This window comes from Enterobacter cloacae complex sp. SHL012, from assembly GCF_049237505.1.
Classification (GTDB): domain Bacteria; phylum Pseudomonadota; class Gammaproteobacteria; order Enterobacterales; family Enterobacteriaceae; genus Enterobacter; species Enterobacter kobei.
On sequence record NZ_JBMKIZ010000004.1, the window covers coordinates 293,833 to 311,671 of the forward strand.

The 17,839-nt window shown below is 55.4% G+C and carries 17 protein-coding genes and 1 pseudogene; 10 read left to right on the plus strand and 8 right to left on the minus strand.

Annotated elements, in window-relative coordinates; genetic code table 11:
• Positions 1-7 precede the first annotated feature (7 nt).
• The 6 genes from ACOTY9_RS15895 to ACOTY9_RS15920 all read left to right on the plus strand — a co-directional run bounded on the left by ACOTY9_RS15895 (position 8) and on the right by ACOTY9_RS15920 (position 7,255).
• Complete coding sequence (locus ACOTY9_RS15895) at positions 8-517, plus strand: 4-hydroxyphenylacetate 3-monooxygenase reductase subunit (RefSeq protein ID WP_014882409.1); 510 nt, start codon at positions 8-10, stop codon at positions 515-517.
• A 178-nt stretch (positions 518-695) separates the two neighbouring features.
• Positions 696-1,613: a helix-turn-helix transcriptional regulator gene (locus ACOTY9_RS15900; protein ID WP_100124577.1), complete on the plus strand. Its 918-nt coding sequence runs from the start codon at positions 696-698 to the stop codon at positions 1,611-1,613.
• A 191-nt stretch (positions 1,614-1,804) separates the two neighbouring features.
• Positions 1,805-3,958 carry a carbon starvation CstA family protein gene (locus ACOTY9_RS15905; protein ID WP_014882408.1) on the plus strand — a complete coding sequence of 718 codons (2,154 nt, stop codon included), beginning with the start codon at positions 1,805-1,807 and terminating at the stop codon, positions 3,956-3,958.
• 97 nt (positions 3,959-4,055) lie between these two features.
• Positions 4,056-4,259 carry a YbdD/YjiX family protein gene (locus ACOTY9_RS15910; protein WP_003856610.1) on the plus strand — a complete coding sequence of 68 codons (204 nt, stop codon included), beginning with the start codon at positions 4,056-4,058 and terminating at the stop codon, positions 4,257-4,259.
• A 10-nt stretch (positions 4,260-4,269) separates the two neighbouring features.
• Positions 4,270-5,223: a GTPase gene (yjiA, locus tag ACOTY9_RS15915; protein WP_121527410.1), complete on the plus strand. Its 954-nt coding sequence runs from the start codon at positions 4,270-4,272 to the stop codon at positions 5,221-5,223.
• A gap of 184 nt (positions 5,224-5,407) precedes the next feature.
• Complete coding sequence (locus tag ACOTY9_RS15920; protein WP_200924839.1) at positions 5,408-7,255, plus strand: 3'-5' exonuclease; 1,848 nt, start codon at positions 5,408-5,410, stop codon at positions 7,253-7,255.
• A 52-nt stretch (positions 7,256-7,307) separates the two neighbouring features.
• Here the strand turns inward: ACOTY9_RS15920 and ACOTY9_RS15925 are convergent, their stop codons facing one another.
• Positions 7,308-8,666 carry an esterase-like activity of phytase family protein gene (locus tag ACOTY9_RS15925; RefSeq protein ID WP_348565800.1) on the minus strand — a complete coding sequence of 453 codons (1,359 nt, stop codon included), beginning with the start codon at positions 8,664-8,666 and terminating at the stop codon, positions 7,308-7,310.
• Positions 8,667-9,076: 410 nt separating this feature from the next.
• Here ACOTY9_RS15925 and ACOTY9_RS15930 point away from each other — a divergent pair, with 410 nt between their 5' ends.
• Positions 9,077-9,622 carry a YfaZ family outer membrane protein gene (locus tag ACOTY9_RS15930; protein ID WP_023331942.1) on the plus strand — a complete coding sequence of 182 codons (546 nt, stop codon included), beginning with the start codon at positions 9,077-9,079 and terminating at the stop codon, positions 9,620-9,622.
• Positions 9,623-9,724: 102 nt separating this feature from the next.
• Here the strand turns inward: ACOTY9_RS15930 and ACOTY9_RS15935 are convergent, their stop codons facing one another.
• The gene (locus ACOTY9_RS15935; protein WP_348565801.1) at positions 9,725-11,095 is read right to left on the minus strand and encodes an NAD-dependent succinate-semialdehyde dehydrogenase; all 1,371 of its coding nucleotides are present in this window, start codon (positions 11,093-11,095) and stop codon (positions 9,725-9,727) included.
• A 151-nt stretch (positions 11,096-11,246) separates the two neighbouring features.
• Here ACOTY9_RS15935 and ACOTY9_RS15940 point away from each other — a divergent pair, with 151 nt between their 5' ends.
• From ACOTY9_RS15940 to ACOTY9_RS15950, 3 genes are read left to right on the plus strand one after another with little or no spacing between them, the layout of a single operon-like run.
• A complete protein-coding gene (locus ACOTY9_RS15940) occupies positions 11,247-11,999 on the plus strand; it encodes an AraC family transcriptional regulator (protein WP_348565802.1) in 753 nt (250 codons plus the stop codon).
• A 38-nt stretch (positions 12,000-12,037) separates the two neighbouring features.
• Entirely contained in the window at positions 12,038-12,691 is a 654-nt protein-coding gene (locus ACOTY9_RS15945; RefSeq protein WP_014882402.1) for a LysE family translocator, read from the plus strand.
• 3 nt (positions 12,692-12,694) lie between these two features.
• Entirely contained in the window at positions 12,695-13,966 is a 1,272-nt protein-coding gene (locus tag ACOTY9_RS15950) for a DUF445 domain-containing protein (protein ID WP_014882401.1), read from the plus strand.
• Here the strand turns inward: ACOTY9_RS15950 and ACOTY9_RS15955 are convergent.
• The 6 genes and pseudogenes from ACOTY9_RS15955 to ACOTY9_RS15980 form a co-directional block, all read right to left on the minus strand.
• Positions 13,963-15,039 (minus strand): DUF2955 domain-containing protein, encoded by a 1,077-nt coding sequence (locus tag ACOTY9_RS15955; protein WP_014882400.1) that lies wholly within the window; start codon positions 15,037-15,039, stop codon positions 13,963-13,965. The two genes, ACOTY9_RS15950 and ACOTY9_RS15955, sit on opposite strands and share 4 nt — an antisense overlap.
• The gene (locus ACOTY9_RS15960; protein WP_200925356.1) at positions 15,029-16,096 is read right to left on the minus strand and encodes an HlyD family secretion protein; all 1,068 of its coding nucleotides are present in this window, start codon (positions 16,094-16,096) and stop codon (positions 15,029-15,031) included. The genes ACOTY9_RS15955 and ACOTY9_RS15960 overlap by 11 nt, the downstream gene beginning before the upstream one ends.
• The gene (locus ACOTY9_RS15965) at positions 16,093-16,563 is read right to left on the minus strand and encodes a MarR family winged helix-turn-helix transcriptional regulator (protein WP_032637586.1); all 471 of its coding nucleotides are present in this window, start codon (positions 16,561-16,563) and stop codon (positions 16,093-16,095) included. The genes ACOTY9_RS15960 and ACOTY9_RS15965 overlap by 4 nt, the downstream gene beginning before the upstream one ends.
• Before the next feature lie 151 nt (positions 16,564-16,714).
• Positions 16,715-17,416, minus strand: a complete 702-nt coding sequence (locus ACOTY9_RS15970; RefSeq protein ID WP_045268936.1) for an ArsR/SmtB family transcription factor — start codon at positions 17,414-17,416, stop codon at positions 16,715-16,717.
• Positions 17,391-17,525, minus strand: a pseudogene (locus ACOTY9_RS15975) (amino acid-binding protein); the annotation flags it as partial. The gene ACOTY9_RS15970 and the pseudogene ACOTY9_RS15975, both read right to left, overlap by 26 nt.
• On the minus strand, positions 17,504-17,833 hold the full coding sequence (locus ACOTY9_RS15980; protein WP_045281867.1) for an antibiotic biosynthesis monooxygenase family protein: 330 nt from the start codon (positions 17,831-17,833) through the stop codon (positions 17,504-17,506). The pseudogene ACOTY9_RS15975 and the gene ACOTY9_RS15980, both read right to left, overlap by 22 nt.
• Between the last annotated feature and the right edge of the window lie 6 nt (positions 17,834-17,839).

The following is a 17,839-nucleotide window of genomic DNA, read 5'->3' on the forward strand; positions in this document are numbered from 1 at the left end:
GGTTTCAATGCAATCAGAAGAACGCCTGCGTTTTCGCGACGCGATGGCCAGCCTGTCGGCCGCAGTCAATGTCGTCACTACCGAGGGGGAAGCGGGCCGCTGCGGCATTACCGCCACCGCAGTCTGTTCGGTTACGGACACCCCGCCGTCGGTCATGGTGTGCATCAACGCCAACAGCGCCATGAACCCGGTATTCCAGGGCAACGGCAGACTGTGCATAAACGTGCTGAACCACGAGCAGGAGATCATGGCTCGCCACTTCGCCGGGATGACCGGTATGACAATGGAGGAGCGCTTTGCCCTCTCCTGCTGGCAGAAAGGCCCGCTGGCGCAGCCGATGCTGAAAGGTGCGCTGGCCAGCCTTGAAGGCGAGATAAGCCAGGTGCAAACCATCGGCACGCATCTGGTGTATCTTGTTGAAATTAAAAATATCATTTTGAGTGATGCAGGACACGGCCTGATCTACTTCAAACGCCGTTTCCACCCGGTCATGATGGAGGTGGAAGCCACCGCGTAATTCTCCCGCGCGCTGGCCTTTTTTTCGGCCAGCGCCACTTTCTGCAAAAACTCCTAAGGTTTCCGCTAAATCACGCCGTTATACAACCATAAGATAAATTTTCTGTGCCTGAATACTGACATCTCTGGTCAGTGCTTCCCGCTTCATTCAGCGCATACCTAATATACAGGATGACCTTATGGCTAAAACGACGCGGAGCCGCTCGGCTGAACGTCTGGTCGATATTCTGGTTGAGCTACATTTAAACGGTGTGGTAAACCGCAGTGCGCTAATGACCAAATTTAAAATTACCGAGCGTACCGTCTACCGGGATTTAAATGCGCTCTCTCCTATCGTTGAACATACCGGTAACGGGCTATATCGGCTGATCCATTCCGCACAATCTCCCGGCGGACAAGGGTTACATCACACACTGGCTAACTTCCTGAATGCAGATAACTTTTTCCCTGAAAGAAATACGGAATTCTGGCAAAAGCTGGAAACACGCGTTGACGAAAATCATATTCTTATCCTTGGTAACGACGCAGAGCACACGGTACAACGTGATATCAGCCGTCATTTAGCGAAAATTGAGAAATCTATTAATAACCATAATGTTTGCCAGATCGTTTATAAGGGTAAAACCCGCCTGATTAATCCCTATAAACTCATTAACAAAAAAAATATATGGTATTTACAAGCTACCGAAAATAGTCGGCTTAAATCCTTTTCATTGAGTCAGATTCGCTGGTTTGATATTCAGAAAACCCATTTTACCCCTGAAGAGAATGTCCGCGCGCTCCTGGAAAAAAGCCTCGATCCGTGGGTGTCTGAAGATACTTTCACCGTGAAAATATTCATTAAAGATAATATTTCACATTACTTCCTGCGCCGGGATCTTCTGCCGGAACAAGAGCTGCTGGAAGAACAACGCGGCGGTATCACGCTGCGCTGCCGGGCGGCACACGAGAACCAGATCCTGCCGCTGCTGTTCTACTGGCTGCCGAACATTCAAATCCTGGAGCCGAACTGGCTGAAGGAGAAACTGGTTAAAACGCTGGAAAACTATCTGGCGATGGCGCGCAGCCCGGATAACCACGTGATCTCAATCACATAATTTCCTCCAGCGGCGGCGAGCCTTAACCACTCGCCGCTTCCTTTGACCGCTCACCCGTCACTTTCAACCACTCATTCATTTACCCACCTTTACACGCGCGAGGATCTGGCACGATCGCTCCAGCATTACTCAATACCTCCTCACAACGAACCTTGACCCTTTTTTCTTTACATAAAAAACCAGGTCTTACTATGGATACTAAAAAACTACTTAAGCACGTGCCCTGGGCCTTACTCGGGATCCTCGGTGCTTTCTGTCTGGCGGTTGTCGCATTACGCCGGGGCGAACACGTCAGCGCCCTGTGGATCGTCGTCGCGTCCGTTTCCGTCTATCTTGTGGCTTATCGCTACTACAGCTTATACATCGCGCAGAAGGTCATGAAGCTCGACCCAACGCGCGCCACGCCGGCGGTCATTAACAATGACGGCCTGAACTACGTGCCAACCAACCGCTACGTGCTGTTTGGTCACCACTTTGCCGCCATTGCAGGCGCTGGCCCGCTGGTCGGCCCGGTACTGGCCGCGCAGATGGGCTACCTGCCGGGTACGCTCTGGCTGCTGGCGGGCGTGGTGCTGGCGGGCGCGGTGCAGGACTTTATGGTGCTGTTTATCTCCTCACGCCGTAACGGTTCGTCGCTGGGTGAGATGATCAAAGAAGAGATGGGTCGCGTGCCGGGCACCATTGCCCTGTTCGGTTGTTTCCTGATTATGATCATTATCCTCGCGGTGCTGGCGCTGATCGTCGTGAAAGCGCTGGCCGAAAGTCCGTGGGGCGTGTTTACCGTCTGCTCTACCGTACCGATTGCGCTGTTCATGGGCATTTACATGCGCTTCCTGCGCCCGGGGCGCGTGGGCGAAGTCTCCGTGATTGGTATCGTGCTGCTGGTTGCCTCTATCTACTTTGGAGGCGTCATTGCGCATGACCCTTACTGGGGCCCGGCGCTGACCTTTAAGGACACCACCATCACCTTCGCACTGATTGGTTACGCGTTTGTATCCGCCCTGCTCCCGGTATGGCTGATTCTGGCACCACGTGATTACCTCGCGACCTTCCTGAAAATCGGGGTTATCGTCGGGCTGGCTATCGGGATTGTAATCATCAACCCTGAGCTGAAAATGCCGGCGGTGACTCAGTACATTGACGGCACCGGCCCACTGTGGAAAGGCGCGCTGTTCCCGTTCCTGTTTATCACCATCGCCTGTGGTGCCGTGTCTGGCTTCCACGCGCTGATCTCCTCCGGCACCACGCCGAAGCTGATGGCCAACGAAACCGACGCGCGCTTTATCGGTTACGGCGCGATGCTGATGGAATCCTTCGTGGCGATCATGGCGCTGGTTGCGGCGTCTATCATCGAACCGGGCCTGTACTTCGCAATGAACACCCCGCCTGCGGGTCTGGGCATCACCATGCCAAACCTGCATGAGATGGGCGGCGAAAATACCGCGCTGATCATGGCCCAGCTGAAGGATGCCAGCGCCCACGCGGCAGCAACCGTCAGCTCCTGGGGCTTCGTGATCTCCCCTGAGCAGATCATGCAGACCGCGAAAGACATCGGCGAACCGTCCGTGCTGAACCGCGCAGGTGGCGCACCGACGCTGGCTGTCGGTATCGCACATGTGTTCCATAAAGTGCTGCCGTGGGCAGACATGGGCTTCTGGTACCACTTCGGTATTCTGTTTGAAGCGCTATTTATCCTCACCGCGCTGGATGCCGGTACCCGTGCGGGCCGCTTCATGCTGCAGGACCTGCTGGGTAACTTCGTGCCGTTCCTGAAGAAAACCGACTCTCTGGTGGCGGGTGTGCTCGGCACTGCGGGTTGCGTAGGCCTGTGGGGTTACCTGCTGTATCAGGGCGTGGTTGATCCACTCGGCGGCGTGAAGAGCCTGTGGCCGCTGTTCGGTATCTCTAACCAGATGCTGGCCGCTGTGGCTCTGGTACTTGGCACCGTCGTACTGGTGAAAATGAAACGCACCAAATACATCTGGGTGACCGTCATTCCTGCACTGTGGCTGCTGCTCTGCACCACCTGGGCGCTGGGCCTGAAGCTGTTCAGCACCAACCCGCAGCTGGAAGGCTTCTTCTTCATGGCGAACCAGTACAAAGAGAAGATTGCCGCAGGCGGCGCAGATCTGACCGCGCAGCAGATTGCCAATATGAACCATATCGTGGTGAACAACTACACCAACGCAGGTCTGAGCATTCTGTTCCTGGTGGTGGTGTACAGCATCATTTTCTACGGTATCAAAACCTGGCTGAAAGTGCGTAACGCCGAAGGCCGTACGGATAAAGAAACGCCGTACGTGCCGGTGCCGGAAGGCGGCGTGAAGACCTCTTCACACCATTAAAAAAAATGGCGGGTGGCGCTACGCTGACCCGCCCTACAACGGTACTGTAGGCCCGGTAAGCGTAGCGCCACCGGGCTTTGTCTTATCAGGATGCATTATGTTTGGTAACTTAGGCGAAGCGAAAAAATACCTCGGTCAGGCGGCAAAAATGCTGATTGGTATTCCGGACTATGACAACTACGTTGAGCATATGAAGACCAACCATCCGGATAAACCGTACATGACCTACACTGAATTCTTCCGCGAGCGTCAGGAAGCACGCTACGGTGGAAGTGGAGAAGGCGGCGTCCGCTGCTGCTAAAGGAGAGAACATGACCCCGATTGCCGTCACCCTGCTGACCGGTTTCCTCGGCGCCGGTAAAACCACCCTGCTGCGCCACATCCTGAACGAGCAGCACGGCTTCAGAATCGCCGTCATCGAAAACGAATTCGGCGAAGTCTCCGTGGACGATCAATTGATTGGCGATCGCGCCACGCAGATCAAAACCCTGACCAACGGCTGCATCTGCTGTACCCGCTCAAACGAGCTGGAAGACGCCCTGCTGGATCTGCTCGACAGCCGCGATCGCGGTGAAATCGACTTCGACCGTCTGGTGATTGAATGCACCGGCATGGCCGACCCCGGCCCGATTATTCAGACCTTTTTCTCCCATGACATTCTTTGCCAGCGCTACCTGCTGGACGGCGTCATCGCCCTGGTCGATGCGGTTCACGCCAACGATCAGATGAACCAGTTCACCATCGCCCAGTCTCAGGTGGGCTACGCCGACCGCATCCTGCTGACCAAAACCGACGTGGCGGGTGACAGCGAGAAACTGCGTGAACGTCTGACCCGCATTAACTCCCGCGCGCCGATTTACACCGTGACGCACGGCGATATCGACCTCTCACAGCTGTTCAACACCAACGGCTTTATGCTGGAAGAGAACGTCACCACGAAACCGCGTTTCCACTTTATGGGAGACAAGCAAAACGACGTGACGTCGATTGTGGTGGAGCTGGATTACCCGGTGGATATCAGCGAGGTCTCCCGCGTGATGGAGAATCTCCTGCTGTCATTTGCCGACAAACTGCTGCGCTACAAAGGGATGCTGTGGATCGACGGCGAACCGAACCGCCTGCTGTTCCAGGGCGTGCAGCGCTTATACAGCGCCGACTGGGATCGCCCGTGGGGCGATGAAGCGCCGCGTAGCGTAATGGTATTTATTGGCATACAGCTGCCGGAGGAAGAGATTCGCGCGGCGTTTGCAGGGCTCAAAAAATAATCAATCGCTCCCTTTTAATCAGGAAAGGGAGCCAGGTTCTCTAAGTTAAATTCCTCGTTTCACCCTTTTTGTTTGCAATATTGTCTGTTAATGTCCTTAACAATAATGAATTCCTGCTTCGATTAATATTCTCCACAATATTAATTGCGTAGAATTATACTATTCATGAATTGGTAGACATCATATGGCACTCATTATTCCCACCATTAGCAGCTGTAGCGAGAAAATCACGGCCGGAGAAAAAAGGCTGGCAAGACTCCTGGAAGGAGGACTCAGCGAACAGTGTACCTGCTGGTATGACACCCGAATGGGAGACAAAGACGATCATCCTGACTTTGTGATTCTGGCCCCCGAAAAAGGTTTGTTGTTTTTAGAAGTGAAAGACTGGTTTATCTCAAAAATTAAATCTGCCAACAAAACGCATATTCACTATGAAACCAAAAACGGTATTGAGCCGTTGAAAAACCCGATCGAGCAGGTTCGCCAATATACCTTTCACACCATCGACAGCCTAAAAAAAGATCCTCTGCTTCGCCAGCAACAGGGAGATTATGAAGGCAGCTTTATTATGCCCTATGGATACGGTGTTTATTTGAGCAACATCACGCGTGCACAGCTCGAAAAGAGTTTCACGCCCGAGGCACTAGAGGAAATCTTCCCAGCCAGCCAGGTGATTTGCAAAAACGAACTCAGTGAGTTTATGACCAGAGAACAAATCACCGCCCGGCTCGAATCCCTTCTCAGACATAACTTCACTCATCACACATCATCACAGCAGCTCGACCGCATCCGCTGGCATCTTTATCCCGACGTACGCATTAACCCTTCCGTGACACGGGTTGATCTGGACAATTTTACCTTCCACACTCCTGATGTGGTTTGCATGATGGACAGACAACAGGAACAGCTCGCCAGAAGCATGGGCACGGGACACCGCGTTATTCACGGCGTAGCCGGTTCTGGCAAAACGCTCATTTTGCACCACCGCTGTATTGAGCTTGCCAATAATATTGAAAACACCAAGCCTATTCTGGTCATTTGCTACAACATCACGCTCGCCAAAAAACTCAAAGCACAACTTGAGCTACATACGCTGCGGCTTCCTGTCGAAGTCATCCATTTTCATGCCTGGTGTTATCAGCAATTAAACGCCCATCGGCGTCTTCCACCAAAGAGCAAAAACTTTATTGCGTTAATGGAAAATGCGCTAACGGTGGCATTCGAAGAGGGGATTATAAAACCGGGACAATACAGCGCAGTCCTGATTGACGAGGGGCATGATTTCAAACCGGAGTGGTTGAGAATACTCGCTCGTATGCCGGACAATAAAGATAACTCGCTTCTTTTCCTCTACGACGACGCCCAGTCCATCTACCAGAAAAAGAAAGCTCTCGACTTCACCCTCTCCAGCGTCGATATCAAGGCCCTCGGCCGCACCACCATCCTGAATACCAACTATCGCAACACCCGGCAAATACTCCATTTCGCCAGCAGTGTTGCATTTAATTACCTCAATAATCACATTGAAGAGGCACTCAAATATCAGCAACCCGATGCAGGGGGATTGTCAGGCAAATATCCGGCACTGGCCAGCTTTGATAATCAGGACGAGGAAATTACTCACGTTCTCGATTGGGTGACAAAGCAGCGACAGCAAGGTGTTGCATGGTCAGAGATCGCCATTCTGTGCCCTTCGACCTACAGTATTTCGGGTGCGTTGGGGCCACGTCTCGCGGCGCGTAACATCCCCTACCAGATGATTGTGAGCAGCGATGATAAAAAACACTGGTCACCGCAAAATGATTTTCTCTGCGTCATGCCGTTGCCAAGCAGCAAGGGCCTTGAATTTCACTCGGTCGCCATTATGGATGCCGCAAAGGAAAGAGATGATGAGGATCTGAGTGACGATATCAAGCGTCTGTATGTCGGATTTACCCGCGCGCGTCACAACCTGCTGGTGACGATGCACGGATCCGGAAATCTGCGCGATCACCTTGTCGAGACTTATGAGAGTATCGCGAAAGCGATCTAGCGCTTACTAAAATCCCCTCTCCCCTGTGGGGAGAGGGGTAATTGACCCAACCCTATTTCAACGCCTCCGGCAGCGTCACAATCCACAGCTCACTATCCGACTCCGGCTTCTTCAGCGGCTTCACGCTAAGCGTGGTTTCAACCGGTTTATCATCCAGCGTCAGCTTGCCTTCCGCGTTCACCCGATAATCCTTGAGCTTCTTGCCCTCGACCGGATTTTGCATCGCCACCTTCACGCCAAAGTCATTATCGTTCGCCACGGCAAGCCGTTTGCTGTCGATCAGCGCCAGCCCTTCAGCTTTCTCCTGCTGCCAGCCCAGCGCGCGCAAATCAACGACCTGCGTTTTTGCCGCAAGGGTAATGCCGCGCTGCTTCAGGGTTTTCTCATCATCAAACTCCGGGTACTCGCCCGGCTTGTCAAAGGCGCTCAGGTCGCTCGCCTGGCTGAGGTCCACCTTGTAGATAAGGTTACGCATCCCGTCATTTTTATCGCTGCCCTGCTCAATCAGCAGGATATGCTGGTCATCAAGCGCCACGATGTCGCCGATTTTGGCATCACTGTTTTTGCTGTAGGCCGCGCTGTCGATAGGGTAGCCGTACATCGCTGTTTTGCCGGTCGCCGGGTCGAAGCTCACGAGACGCGTAAACAGCGCCTGCTTTTTGCTTTTACCGTCGATATCCAGCGTACTTTGTACCGCGGCGATAATGCGCCCGTCCGGCATACGGGTCAGGCCTTCAAAGCCCCGGTTCGGTTGACGCCATTTGATAACGTTTGGCAGACCGCCCGCGATCGACTTTTCCCCTTCCGCCGCCTGCGGGCCGTGGATCGCCAGGATTTTCCCTTTACTGTCGACGTTAATCAGAAACGGGCCATACTCGTCGCACAGCCAGTAGCCGCCTTTGCCGTCCGGCGTGATGCCTTCCGTATCCAGCCCGCGGTTGTCACCCTTCAGCGTCTTTAGGGTGTCGCTAAACGCCACCTCATTGGTGGATCCAATCACGCCGCTTTGCAGCGGCAGACCGTTAATCTCGCCTTTATCGTCATGCAGCGGGCGGGCATCCGTCGCTTCTGCTTTACCGTTCTGCACGCGGATGGTCATCAGCAGCGGCGCGAAATCCGGCGTGACAAAAATTTTGGCTTCATTTTTACCCATTTTTGGCGCATCGGCGTTTGGACCGCGATCGGTCACGGTTGCAAAGGTCAGAGCATCGCCCTGCTTACCCGTAAACAGCAGGCCAGAGCCAATGCCCACCGGGAGTCCGTTCGGAAATGCGCTGGCGAACGCGCCGCTGTAGTTGACGTGTGAGCCTTCAGGAAAGCTGACGACATAGCGTTCAGCCGTGGGCTGTGCCGCCAGGCCAGAGAAAGAGAGCGCACAACCAACCAGCACAGGAATGATTTTTCTTTTCATATTGTTAGCATCCAGTAAGAGAAGCCAACAACGTAATGAACAAACGTGTCAGAAAAATGACATCGCAGGGAAAGGCGCCTGCGCGAGAGGACGTGTTTTCACCACCATAAGTGTAAATCTTTGTTGTTTTATGTGATTTTTGAAATATTTTTGGAAATTTCTGGAGCCTCCATTATTACACCTCCAGTCACTATCCCGTCCTCGTTCAGTTTATGTTTAGTCAAAAAACTAAACGGTTTCTAAACGCCTGAAAATCACGCGTTGACTCCCGTTCAACCAAACAAAAACGCAACATTAAATAAATTAAATTTAACAAAACCAGCATAAAACAGCGACTTGCATCACATTTGCAGTCATAAACATCACTTGTTATGGTGCCTCCAGATTAATTTGATGATGAGGCACGAAACATGAAAAAACTGAATATCCTTCTTCTTTCTGCACTGACCGCCCTCTCTGGTTCCGCACTGGCCATGGGCGGTAGCGTTGAGCAGGGTAAAAACTTTACTAACCTCAATCTGGAAATGGGCAAATCCTCATCCGGCCTGTACGCCGAAAGCAACTGGCTCAAAAACACCGATGACGGTACTCAGACCGGTGGCGTGGGCGCAGGCTACAACCTGGAAGTGGGCCCGGTCATGCTGAACGCAGGCGCGAAGGCGATCTACATCGGCCCGAAAAAAGGCGATAACGGCGTGGCGTTCCCGATTGGTGGCGGCGTAAACGTTGCGCTGACGGACAGCATCCATGTCTATGGCGAAGGTTACGTTGCGCCTGAAGGCCTGAACAACAGCGTGAAAAACTACGTGGAAGCCAACGGCGGCGTAAGCTGGACGCCTGTCACGCCGCTGACCCTGAAAGTGGGTTACCGCCACGTGAGCGTTGATGGCAAAGACGGTCGCCCTGGCCACACGCTGATTGACGGCGCATACGTGGGCGGTGGTGTGTCCTTCTAAGGCTGTATTGCGCGTTTCGCCCGGCGGCGCTACGCTTGCACGGGCCTACGGGTTTTGTAGGCCGGGTAAGCGCAGCGCCACCCGGCAAGAAAGGCGATGACGTTACTTACGCACCACCACCAGCTTCTGGTTCACAAACTCTTTTATCCCCAGATCCGACAGCTCGCGTCCATAACCGGAGCGCTTCACGCCGCCGAACGGCAGCTCTGGCGCGGTATCGGTGAGCCAGTTGATGTACACCATCCCGGTCTCAATCCGCGACGCCATTTTCTTCGCGCGCTCGATATCCTGACTGAATACCGCCCCACCCAGGCCATAGTGTGAATCGTTCGCCAGGGCGACGGCCTCGTCGTCGTTTTTCACCACATACATCTGGGCCACCGGACCGAAGAACTCCTCGAAATACGCCGGGTTGTCGCGAGAGATATTCGTCAGAATCGTCGGCTCGAAGAAGCTGCCGTCACGCTGAACAGGTTTACCGCCATAGTGCAGCGTCGCACCGTTTTTCACCGCCTCGTTAACCTGTTTGGTCAGCGTTTCCAGCGCATCTTTAGACGACAGCGGTCCCAGCGTGGTGCTTTCGTCCAGCGGATCGCCGATTTTCACCTGCTTAAACGCCTCGGTGAATTTAGTCAGGAAGGCATCCGCAATCTTTTCATGCAGGATAAAGCGCTTCGCCGCGGTACAGACCTGCCCGGCGTTGTTGAGGCGCGCACTGACCCCCGTCTTCACCGCTTTTTCGAGGTCGGCGTCATCCAGTACCACGAAGACGTCGTTACCGCCCAATTCCAGCGTGGATTTCTTGATGTGCTTCGCCGCCTGTGCGGCCACGACGCTACCGGCTTTTTCGGAACCGGTCAGCGCGGCACCCTGGACGCGATCGTCAGCGATGATGTTCGCCACCTGATCGGACGAGATAAACAGGTTGGTCCACGCCCCTTCCGGCGCACCCGCCTCGCGTACCAGTTGAGCAAAGGTCTCAGCGCAGTGCGGTACAATGCTGGCGTGTTTGGCGATGACCGGGTTCCCCGCCGCCAGGTTCGGCGCCAGAACGCGCATCAGCTGGTAGTACGGGAAGTTCCACGGCTCAACGGCCATCAGTACGCCGATGGGGTGATGCTCCACCCACGCTTCCCCAAGTTCAGAGGGATACTTCACCGGCGCCAGGAACTGCTTCGCATTGTCGGCGTAGTAGCGGGCGATTTGTGCGCACAGCTTCACCTCGCCGCGGCTCTGCTCGATGAGCTTACCCATCTCCTGACTGGCGATTTTCGCCAGATCGTCCACGCGCTCGTCGATCAGGTCGGCAAGCTTATGCAACACCGGGAGACGCTGGTTAATGTCGCCTTTCGCCCAGTCAGAATGGTAAAGCGCATCAGCCGCCTTCAGGGCCGCTTCAATATCCGCGTCGGTATGTGAGGGGTATTCTTTGATGAGCTGGTTAGTGGCAGGATTTACTGTCTGATAAGCCATATCGAATCTCCATGTTTTACCGCTTAGGGTATTAAAGATAGTCAACATGACTGGCTATGGACGTAAAGTTGGGTATATCCGGACGGTTCCTAATGAAGCGCTGCCAGACGGTTCCCTGACGTGGTATAAAAAATGTCCAGAAGGAGTTCCCATGACCGATACCCGACACATCCTCCAGACTTTTCACCGCGCCTCAGGCCTTGAGCTGCGCAGCACACGGCAGAGCATGCAGGCCTACAAACGTCATTGTCATCCTCAACTCTCTCTTGGCGCGATTGTGGAAGGCCAGACCAGCTGCGTGTGCCATGACAGGGAGTACATCCTTCATCCCGGGGATCTGATTGTGATTCCGGCTTATGCGCCTCACAGCTGCAACCCCATCGCCGGGCAGGCGCGCAGCTACCATATGCTCTATATCGACACCGATCGTCCTCTGGCGCTCCAGGTGATCCGTAACTCTACGTTCTTTAAGCACTTCCTTGATATTGTTGAGACAATGTCGCCTGCATCCGTGGACAGGCTGCTTTCTGCCCTTCCCCACCGTGCGGATAACCCTGATGCGCTGCGTTCAACCAGCCAGCATATTCAGCAGGCACTTCTTGCCGATCTGGCTGCACCGCCTTCGCTTGATGAACTTGCTCAACGCTTCTCGCTACGCAAGGAGACGCTGATTCGTACCTTCCGGCAGGACACCGGGCTGACGCCAGCCAGCTTCCTTAATATCTCCCGCGTGGAATACGCCAAAGCACGGCTGCGCGCCGGGGATGATATTGCCGACGTGAGCTACCAGAGTGGGTTTGCCGATCAGAGCCATTTCCATAAGACCTTCGTTCGCTATAGCGCCGCTACGCCGCGCCAGTACGCCACAGGACGATCAATATCAGACAATAATCAGGATACGTAACACCGTAAGGTGATCTCAGTTACGGCTATGAGGTCACTATGGAACTGTTCTTCCCTTCCGCTTTTCTCGCCCTGGCGCTGGCGCATTTTGTTGCGCTGTTAAGCCCGGGTCCGGATTTCTTCTTGCTTGTGGGCTACGCGGCGCGCTACCGACTGCGCGGCAGCGCCGGGCTGTGCCTCGGCATCGCCGCGGGTAATGCGCTCTATATTGTTCTGGTGATTGTCGGCTGGAGCGCCCTGCGCCAGTTTACGTGGCTGTTTACGCTAATCGAACTGTCCGGGGCGCTGTACCTGCTGTGGATTGGCTCGCACCTGGTGCGCAGCCGACCGCAGACGCTGGCGCTGAATGAAACTCATCAGCGGCTTCCCGCATTGCGTAAGCAAATCCTGCTGGGGCTCGGCTCGGCACTGCTTAATCCGAAGAACGCGCTGTTCTATCTGGCGCTGATGACGGCGTTACTGGGGCCAGACGTCACGCTGCTTCAGCAGGCAACCTGCGGCGTCTGGATGGTGATGGTGGTGCTGGTGTGGGATCTGGCGCTGGTGTCGCTAATGGGGTTGCGAGCGGTGCAACAGAAGCTCAGCCGTGCGCTCGGGTGGATTGAACGCACGGCGGGCGTGGTGCTGATGGGGTTTGGTGGGTGGGTGCTGTGGCGATTTTTGCATTTTCTTCCCGTCTCCCTCTATCCTTAACCCATGGAAAAAATAGCTGAACTCAAACGCGCTAAGCTTCTCGCGCTGTCGCTGCTGCTGGTTGCCGCCGCGGCGTTTATCTTCACTCTGTTCCTGCCGCAGACTTTCTGGGTGCGCGGGGTAAAGGCGATTGCCGAGGCGGCGATGGTCGGCGCACTGGCGGACTGGTTCGCCGTCGTTGCGCTTTTTCGCCGGGTCCCCATTCCGTTTATCGCGCGCCATACGGCGATTATCCCGCGCAATAAAGACCGTATCGGCGACAATCTTGGCCAGTTTGTGCAGGAGAAGTTTCTGGATACCCAGTCCCTGGTAGCGTTAATCCGCCGCTATGAACCCGCGCACATGATCGGTGCCTGGTTCAGCAAGCCTGACAACGCCCAGCGCGTCGGGCTGCATCTGATGCAGGTGATGAGCGGGTTCCTTGAGTTGACCGACGACGGGCGCATTCAGCGGATGCTCAAACGCGCGGTGCATAAGGCCATCGATAAGGTCGATTTCACCGAAACCAGCGCCGTGATGCTGGAGAGCATGACCAAAAACAACCGCCACCAGGTGCTGCTCGATGCCATCATCAACCGCCTGATTACCTTGATTCAGCGCGACAGCACGCGGGAATTTATCTCTGACCAGATCGTCCACTGGCTGAAGACCGAACATCCCCGCAAAGCGATGGTATTGCCCACCGAGTGGCTGGGCGATCAGAGTGCAGAGATGGTATCGAATGCGGTGAACACGTTGCTGGACGATATCAGCCACGACCGCACGCACCAGATCCGTCAGGCGTTCGACCGGGCCACGCTGAAGCTTATCGACAACCTGAAAAACGATCCGGAAATGGCGGCGAAAGCCGACAACATCAAGCACTACCTGAAAAATGACGAGGCGTTTAACCGCTATCTGGGGGAAATGTGGGCCGATCTGCGCCAGTGGCTGAAGGCGGATATGCAAAGTGAAGACTCGCGCGTGAAGCAGCGCATCGCCAACGCCGGGCTGTGGTTTGGCGAAACGCTGACAAACGATGCCAGCCTGCGGGCGTCGCTGAACGAGCATCTGGAGCAGGCCGCGCATCGCGTCGCGCCGGATTTCGCCGCGTTCCTGACCCGCCACATCAGCGACACGGTGAAAAGCTGGGATGCTAAAGACATGTCCCGCCAGATCGAGCTGAATATCGGCAAAGATCTGCAGTTTATCCGCGTCAACGGTACGCTGGTGGGCGGGACGATTGGCCTGATCCTGTTTTTACTCTCGCAGCTGCCTGCCGTGCTGGGACATTAATCCGCTTTGGGCGGCGCGATGATATAGCGCGTCGCCTCGAAGCGATTCAGGATTAAATGCACCAGAAAGACCATCGTCAGCGTCGCCACCAGCGAAAACGTGACGGAGGTGATGCGATAGAGATCGCTGAACACCAGGTCGCTGTCAGGATGCATGTTCTGCCCGAACATAATGCCGATGGTGGTAATACTGGAAAATCCTACGCCTGCGCCCACTTTCTCCATCACATGCAGACGTGCGCCAAACGCCAGCCCAAGGCCAATCAGCGGCATCATGAGCAGCATATGGCTACTGTGGTCGTAGAGGATGAGCTGGACAACCAGGATATAAAGACAGCCCAATACCACGCCGACCACGCGCCAGATGGAGCTCATCACCGCGCCACGATAGTGCATCGGGAACAGGATCAAAATCCCGGCCATCAGCGCCGAGAGGGAATCGCTTAAGTCACTGATTTGAAAAACGACGAAAATCAGCGTTGCGACGGTGCCGGAGAGCAGCGACTCATGGCGCACGCGGGCATCGTCTTTCTCAATCAATGGCGGCGGCTTGCGGGGTTCCACGTCCGGCAGGAGATAGTTCATCAGCGCGCTCAGGCACACCGCCATCACGCTCGCTTCGATGTTGGAAAACAGCAGCGTGTGCCAGTTGGTGGTGGGGTAGCTCATAAAATTGAGCATCACGCTCTGGCACACCACGCCCATCGACCCGAACAGGAACAGCGGCCCTTTGCTCATAAAGCGAAAACGCATGACGTACAGGGCAAACACCACCAGCGTCATGATGACCGGCCATTGCGACAGATAGCCGATGATAATCACCATTTCAACGCAGTTCAGCGATGCACTGAAGATAAACTGCTTCGCCACATGGCGGTTGAAGACCGGCACCAGCGAGAGCAGCATGATCGGGTAGACCACAAAAAACACGCCGTAGCTGGTGTTGTAGAAACTGGAAATGCTCAGCGCAATCATCCCTGCAAAGACGATGCGCAAAGTCTGGCGAAAGTCGTTTGCCGTGTAAACGATGTTACCGTGCGGGGTAAACACCCGCGCCAGCGTATTAATAGACATAATGCAGCAGGCTCACCAGATGGATCTGCATCCCGGAGAAGAAGCGCGCAAACGGCCCTTCACTGTTATAGAGCTGGACAGTCGCCCGCGCGCCGGTCGGCAGTGGCTTCGGCAGCGCCTCGTCCAGCATGACGTGAATGCGCATGCGCTGGGCGTCACGCACCCAGCGGTTCGAGGTTTCCGGCTCGGAGAGCTGGCCGTTCACCGCCTCCTGACCCGCGAGGATCCCCGCGTCGCTGCTGGTCACGTGGGCGCGGAAGACGCGTCCCGGAAAGGCGTCAAACACCACCGCGGCATCGGTGCCCTGATGGGTATGGCGCAGGCTTTTCTCGCGAAAATCGGCCACGATGTCGGTCTGGTTGTTCACCAGCGCCAGCGCCGCTGCGCCTGAGGAGGAATAAAAACCGGGGCTTAACTGCAGGTTACTGACCGTGCCGTCTGCCTGAGCATACACCTTCGTCCAGCCGAGATTCAGCTCCGCCTCATCCAGCGAGTTGCGGTATTTTTGCAGCGTGACGTTGCGGTGTTCCTCCCGCTCGCCGCGCTGAATACGCAGGTTCTGGATATTGGCCTGAATGGTGCTGACGGACTGCTCGCTGCTCTGCCAGGTGGTCCGGACTTTATCCAGATCCGCCTGCGAGACGTTCTGTAACGTGCTCAGCTTCTGATAACGTTCGAAGGTCACTTTATCGTTACGCGCGGTCAGCACGGCGGTTTTCAGGCTGGCCTGCGCGGCGGCGATCTGCGCGTCCAGCTGCTGGTTGGAAAGACGAGCCTGCTCCAGCGCGATTTGCGCCGCTTCCACTTTATTGCGAAACGGCGTGTCGTCGAGTTCAAACAGCAGATCGCCCCGCTTCACCTGGCTGTTGTTGTGCACATGCACGGCCGCCACATAGCCGGAGACACGCGGAGAAACCGGCGTCACCACGCGCATCACGGTGGAGTCCGGCGTCAGCGGGATCCAGATATCCGCGACGACAAAATAGATAAACATCAGCAGGAAAGAGGCAATACTCACCCTTACCCAGCGGGCAAACTTTTGTTCAGGGGTCATTATTTTTCGGTCTTGTTGTCTTCTTCGCGGATTGTCCGCAAATTACAGGCGATTTGATTCAGGGTGGCGCTGAAGATATCGATATGTTCCGGCGCGATATTTTGCGATACCCGCGCCTGATAGGTCTCAATCACCTGAGTAAGCCTTTTTAAGATGGCTTTTCCCTCAGGCGTCAGCGTCAGAAGCCGGATGCGCTTGTCATAAGGCGATGTGGTGCGCAGCAGGTAACCCTGTTTTTCCAGCTGTGTGAGCGTGCGCATCAGCGGCGGCAGTTCAATGCCCTGCACCTCCGCCAGCTCACTCATTGAGACGTTATCCCCAAGTTGAAAAAGCTGCATCATCACCGTCCAGCTCGACTGGGTTAACCCGGTATCGAGAATGGCATCGTCGATCACCGCACGCCACTGACGCACGATCATCGCCATCCGCATACCCATCGGCCTGCGGCTAAACAGTTCTTCTTCACTCATAGGGAGTCCCTCTCGTCACACGCAGTCAAGATAATAGTTATCAGGGTAAGTATCAAGAAACGAGGGACGAAAGCGCAGGAATTGCGAAAACGACGTTCTCCCTCTCCCTGTGGGAGAGGGCCGCGGTGAGGGCATCAGCCCGCAGCGGAATTTAACGGCTAAAGCTAAAATGTCGGGTAATGGCACTTTTCCCCGACGCCGTCACCACTACCTCCCTGTACCCCATCACCCGCTGGATCCAGCCTTTACTCTCCAGATAAGTGAGCAGCGCCGTGCCCGCTTCTCCCCCAAGATGAAACCGTCGCTCGCTCCAGTCGAGGCAGGCGCAGCAGGCCTTGCGACGGGGATGAGCATTTAATGGAATGCCGAGTTTCAGAAACTGCTCACGGCCATACAGGGTGAGCGCGGAACCGTCAGCCTCCAGCCAGCCTTCCGCCTGCATAAAATCATAGATCTGAACCGCCACCGTTCCGGCAAGGTGGTTATAGCAGGTGCGGGCTTCACGCAGGGCTTTTGGCGCAGACGTTTCCGGCGGCGTAATGCGGCTCCAGGAGAGCCCCATCATCTGCTCGACCAGCGCCGCGACGTCGTGCCCGGCAAGGCGATAATAGCGGTGCCGCCCTTGCGATAAACACGTAATCAACTTTCCTTCCACCAGCCGGGCGAGATGCCCGCTGGCGGTCGACGGCGCAACGTCTGCCGCAGTGCTGAGTTCGGTAGCGGTCCACGCCCGCCCGTCCATCAGCGCGCAGAGCATCTTCACGCGCGAGGGATCGGCCATTGCCGCCGCCACCGCCGCAATGGCCTGTTCCAGTGCCGCGCTGTTCTCAGGAGGCTGGTTCGTTTTTAACATGGGGCGCCCAGGGTTCGGTGATCTCTGCGGCCAGCTTATCATCATCCGTCAGCAGAATAAGGTGATTCGCATGGTCGCTGTACTGGGTCAGGAAAGGCACGCCGCTCGCCCTCCGTTTTCGGAACTGTATTCCCGCACGACCTGTGCCACGCGAATGCGATAGTACGCAAAAATGGCTCCCCGCCCTTCGGCCTGCGCCGCCTGGTGAAAGACGTTTTGCTTCCAGCTACGGATGGCCTCTTCATCCCGCCACCAGGAAAGGGACAGGATTTTGCCGTCGGTGGTCAAACTCTGAAAGCGTTCGATATCAATAAAACCATCAATGTCGGCCAGCAAAGGTTTGAGTTCGGCGGCGAGTTGCAGGTAGCGGGCCTGATGATGAGGCTCCGCTTTGGCTTCGAAAAGGACCGCGATCATAAGTGT

Bases quoted from the DNA above. Each gene is read 5' to 3' on its own strand.
- ACOTY9_RS15895 (WP_014882409.1), top strand. From the start codon at position 8: ATGCAATCAGAAGAACGCCTGCGTTTTCGCGACGCGATGGCCAGCCTG.
- ACOTY9_RS15900 (WP_100124577.1), top strand. From the start codon at position 696: ATGGCTAAAACGACGCGGAGCCGCTCGGCTGAACGTCTGGTCGATATT.
- ACOTY9_RS15905 (WP_014882408.1), top strand. From the start codon at position 1,805: ATGGATACTAAAAAACTACTTAAGCACGTGCCCTGGGCCTTACTCGGG.
- ACOTY9_RS15910 (WP_003856610.1), top strand. From the start codon at position 4,056: ATGTTTGGTAACTTAGGCGAAGCGAAAAAATACCTCGGTCAGGCGGCA.
- yjiA (WP_121527410.1), top strand. From the start codon at position 4,270: ATGACCCCGATTGCCGTCACCCTGCTGACCGGTTTCCTCGGCGCCGGT.
- ACOTY9_RS15920 (WP_200924839.1), top strand. From the start codon at position 5,408: ATGGCACTCATTATTCCCACCATTAGCAGCTGTAGCGAGAAAATCACG.
- ACOTY9_RS15925 (WP_348565800.1), bottom strand. From the start codon at position 8,666: ATGAAAAGAAAAATCATTCCTGTGCTGGTTGGTTGTGCGCTCTCTTTC.
- ACOTY9_RS15930 (WP_023331942.1), top strand. From the start codon at position 9,077: ATGAAAAAACTGAATATCCTTCTTCTTTCTGCACTGACCGCCCTCTCT.
- ACOTY9_RS15935 (WP_348565801.1), bottom strand. From the start codon at position 11,095: ATGGCTTATCAGACAGTAAATCCTGCCACTAACCAGCTCATCAAAGAA.
- ACOTY9_RS15940 (WP_348565802.1), top strand. From the start codon at position 11,247: ATGACCGATACCCGACACATCCTCCAGACTTTTCACCGCGCCTCAGGC.
- ACOTY9_RS15945 (WP_014882402.1), top strand. From the start codon at position 12,038: ATGGAACTGTTCTTCCCTTCCGCTTTTCTCGCCCTGGCGCTGGCGCAT.
- ACOTY9_RS15950 (WP_014882401.1), top strand. From the start codon at position 12,695: ATGGAAAAAATAGCTGAACTCAAACGCGCTAAGCTTCTCGCGCTGTCG.
- ACOTY9_RS15955 (WP_014882400.1), bottom strand. From the start codon at position 15,039: ATGTCTATTAATACGCTGGCGCGGGTGTTTACCCCGCACGGTAACATC.
- ACOTY9_RS15965 (WP_032637586.1), bottom strand. From the start codon at position 16,563: ATGAGTGAAGAAGAACTGTTTAGCCGCAGGCCGATGGGTATGCGGATG.
- ACOTY9_RS15970 (WP_045268936.1), bottom strand. From the start codon at position 17,416: ATGTTAAAAACGAACCAGCCTCCTGAGAACAGCGCGGCACTGGAACAG.
- ACOTY9_RS15980 (WP_045281867.1), bottom strand. From the start codon at position 17,833: ATGATCGCGGTCCTTTTCGAAGCCAAAGCGGAGCCTCATCATCAGGCC.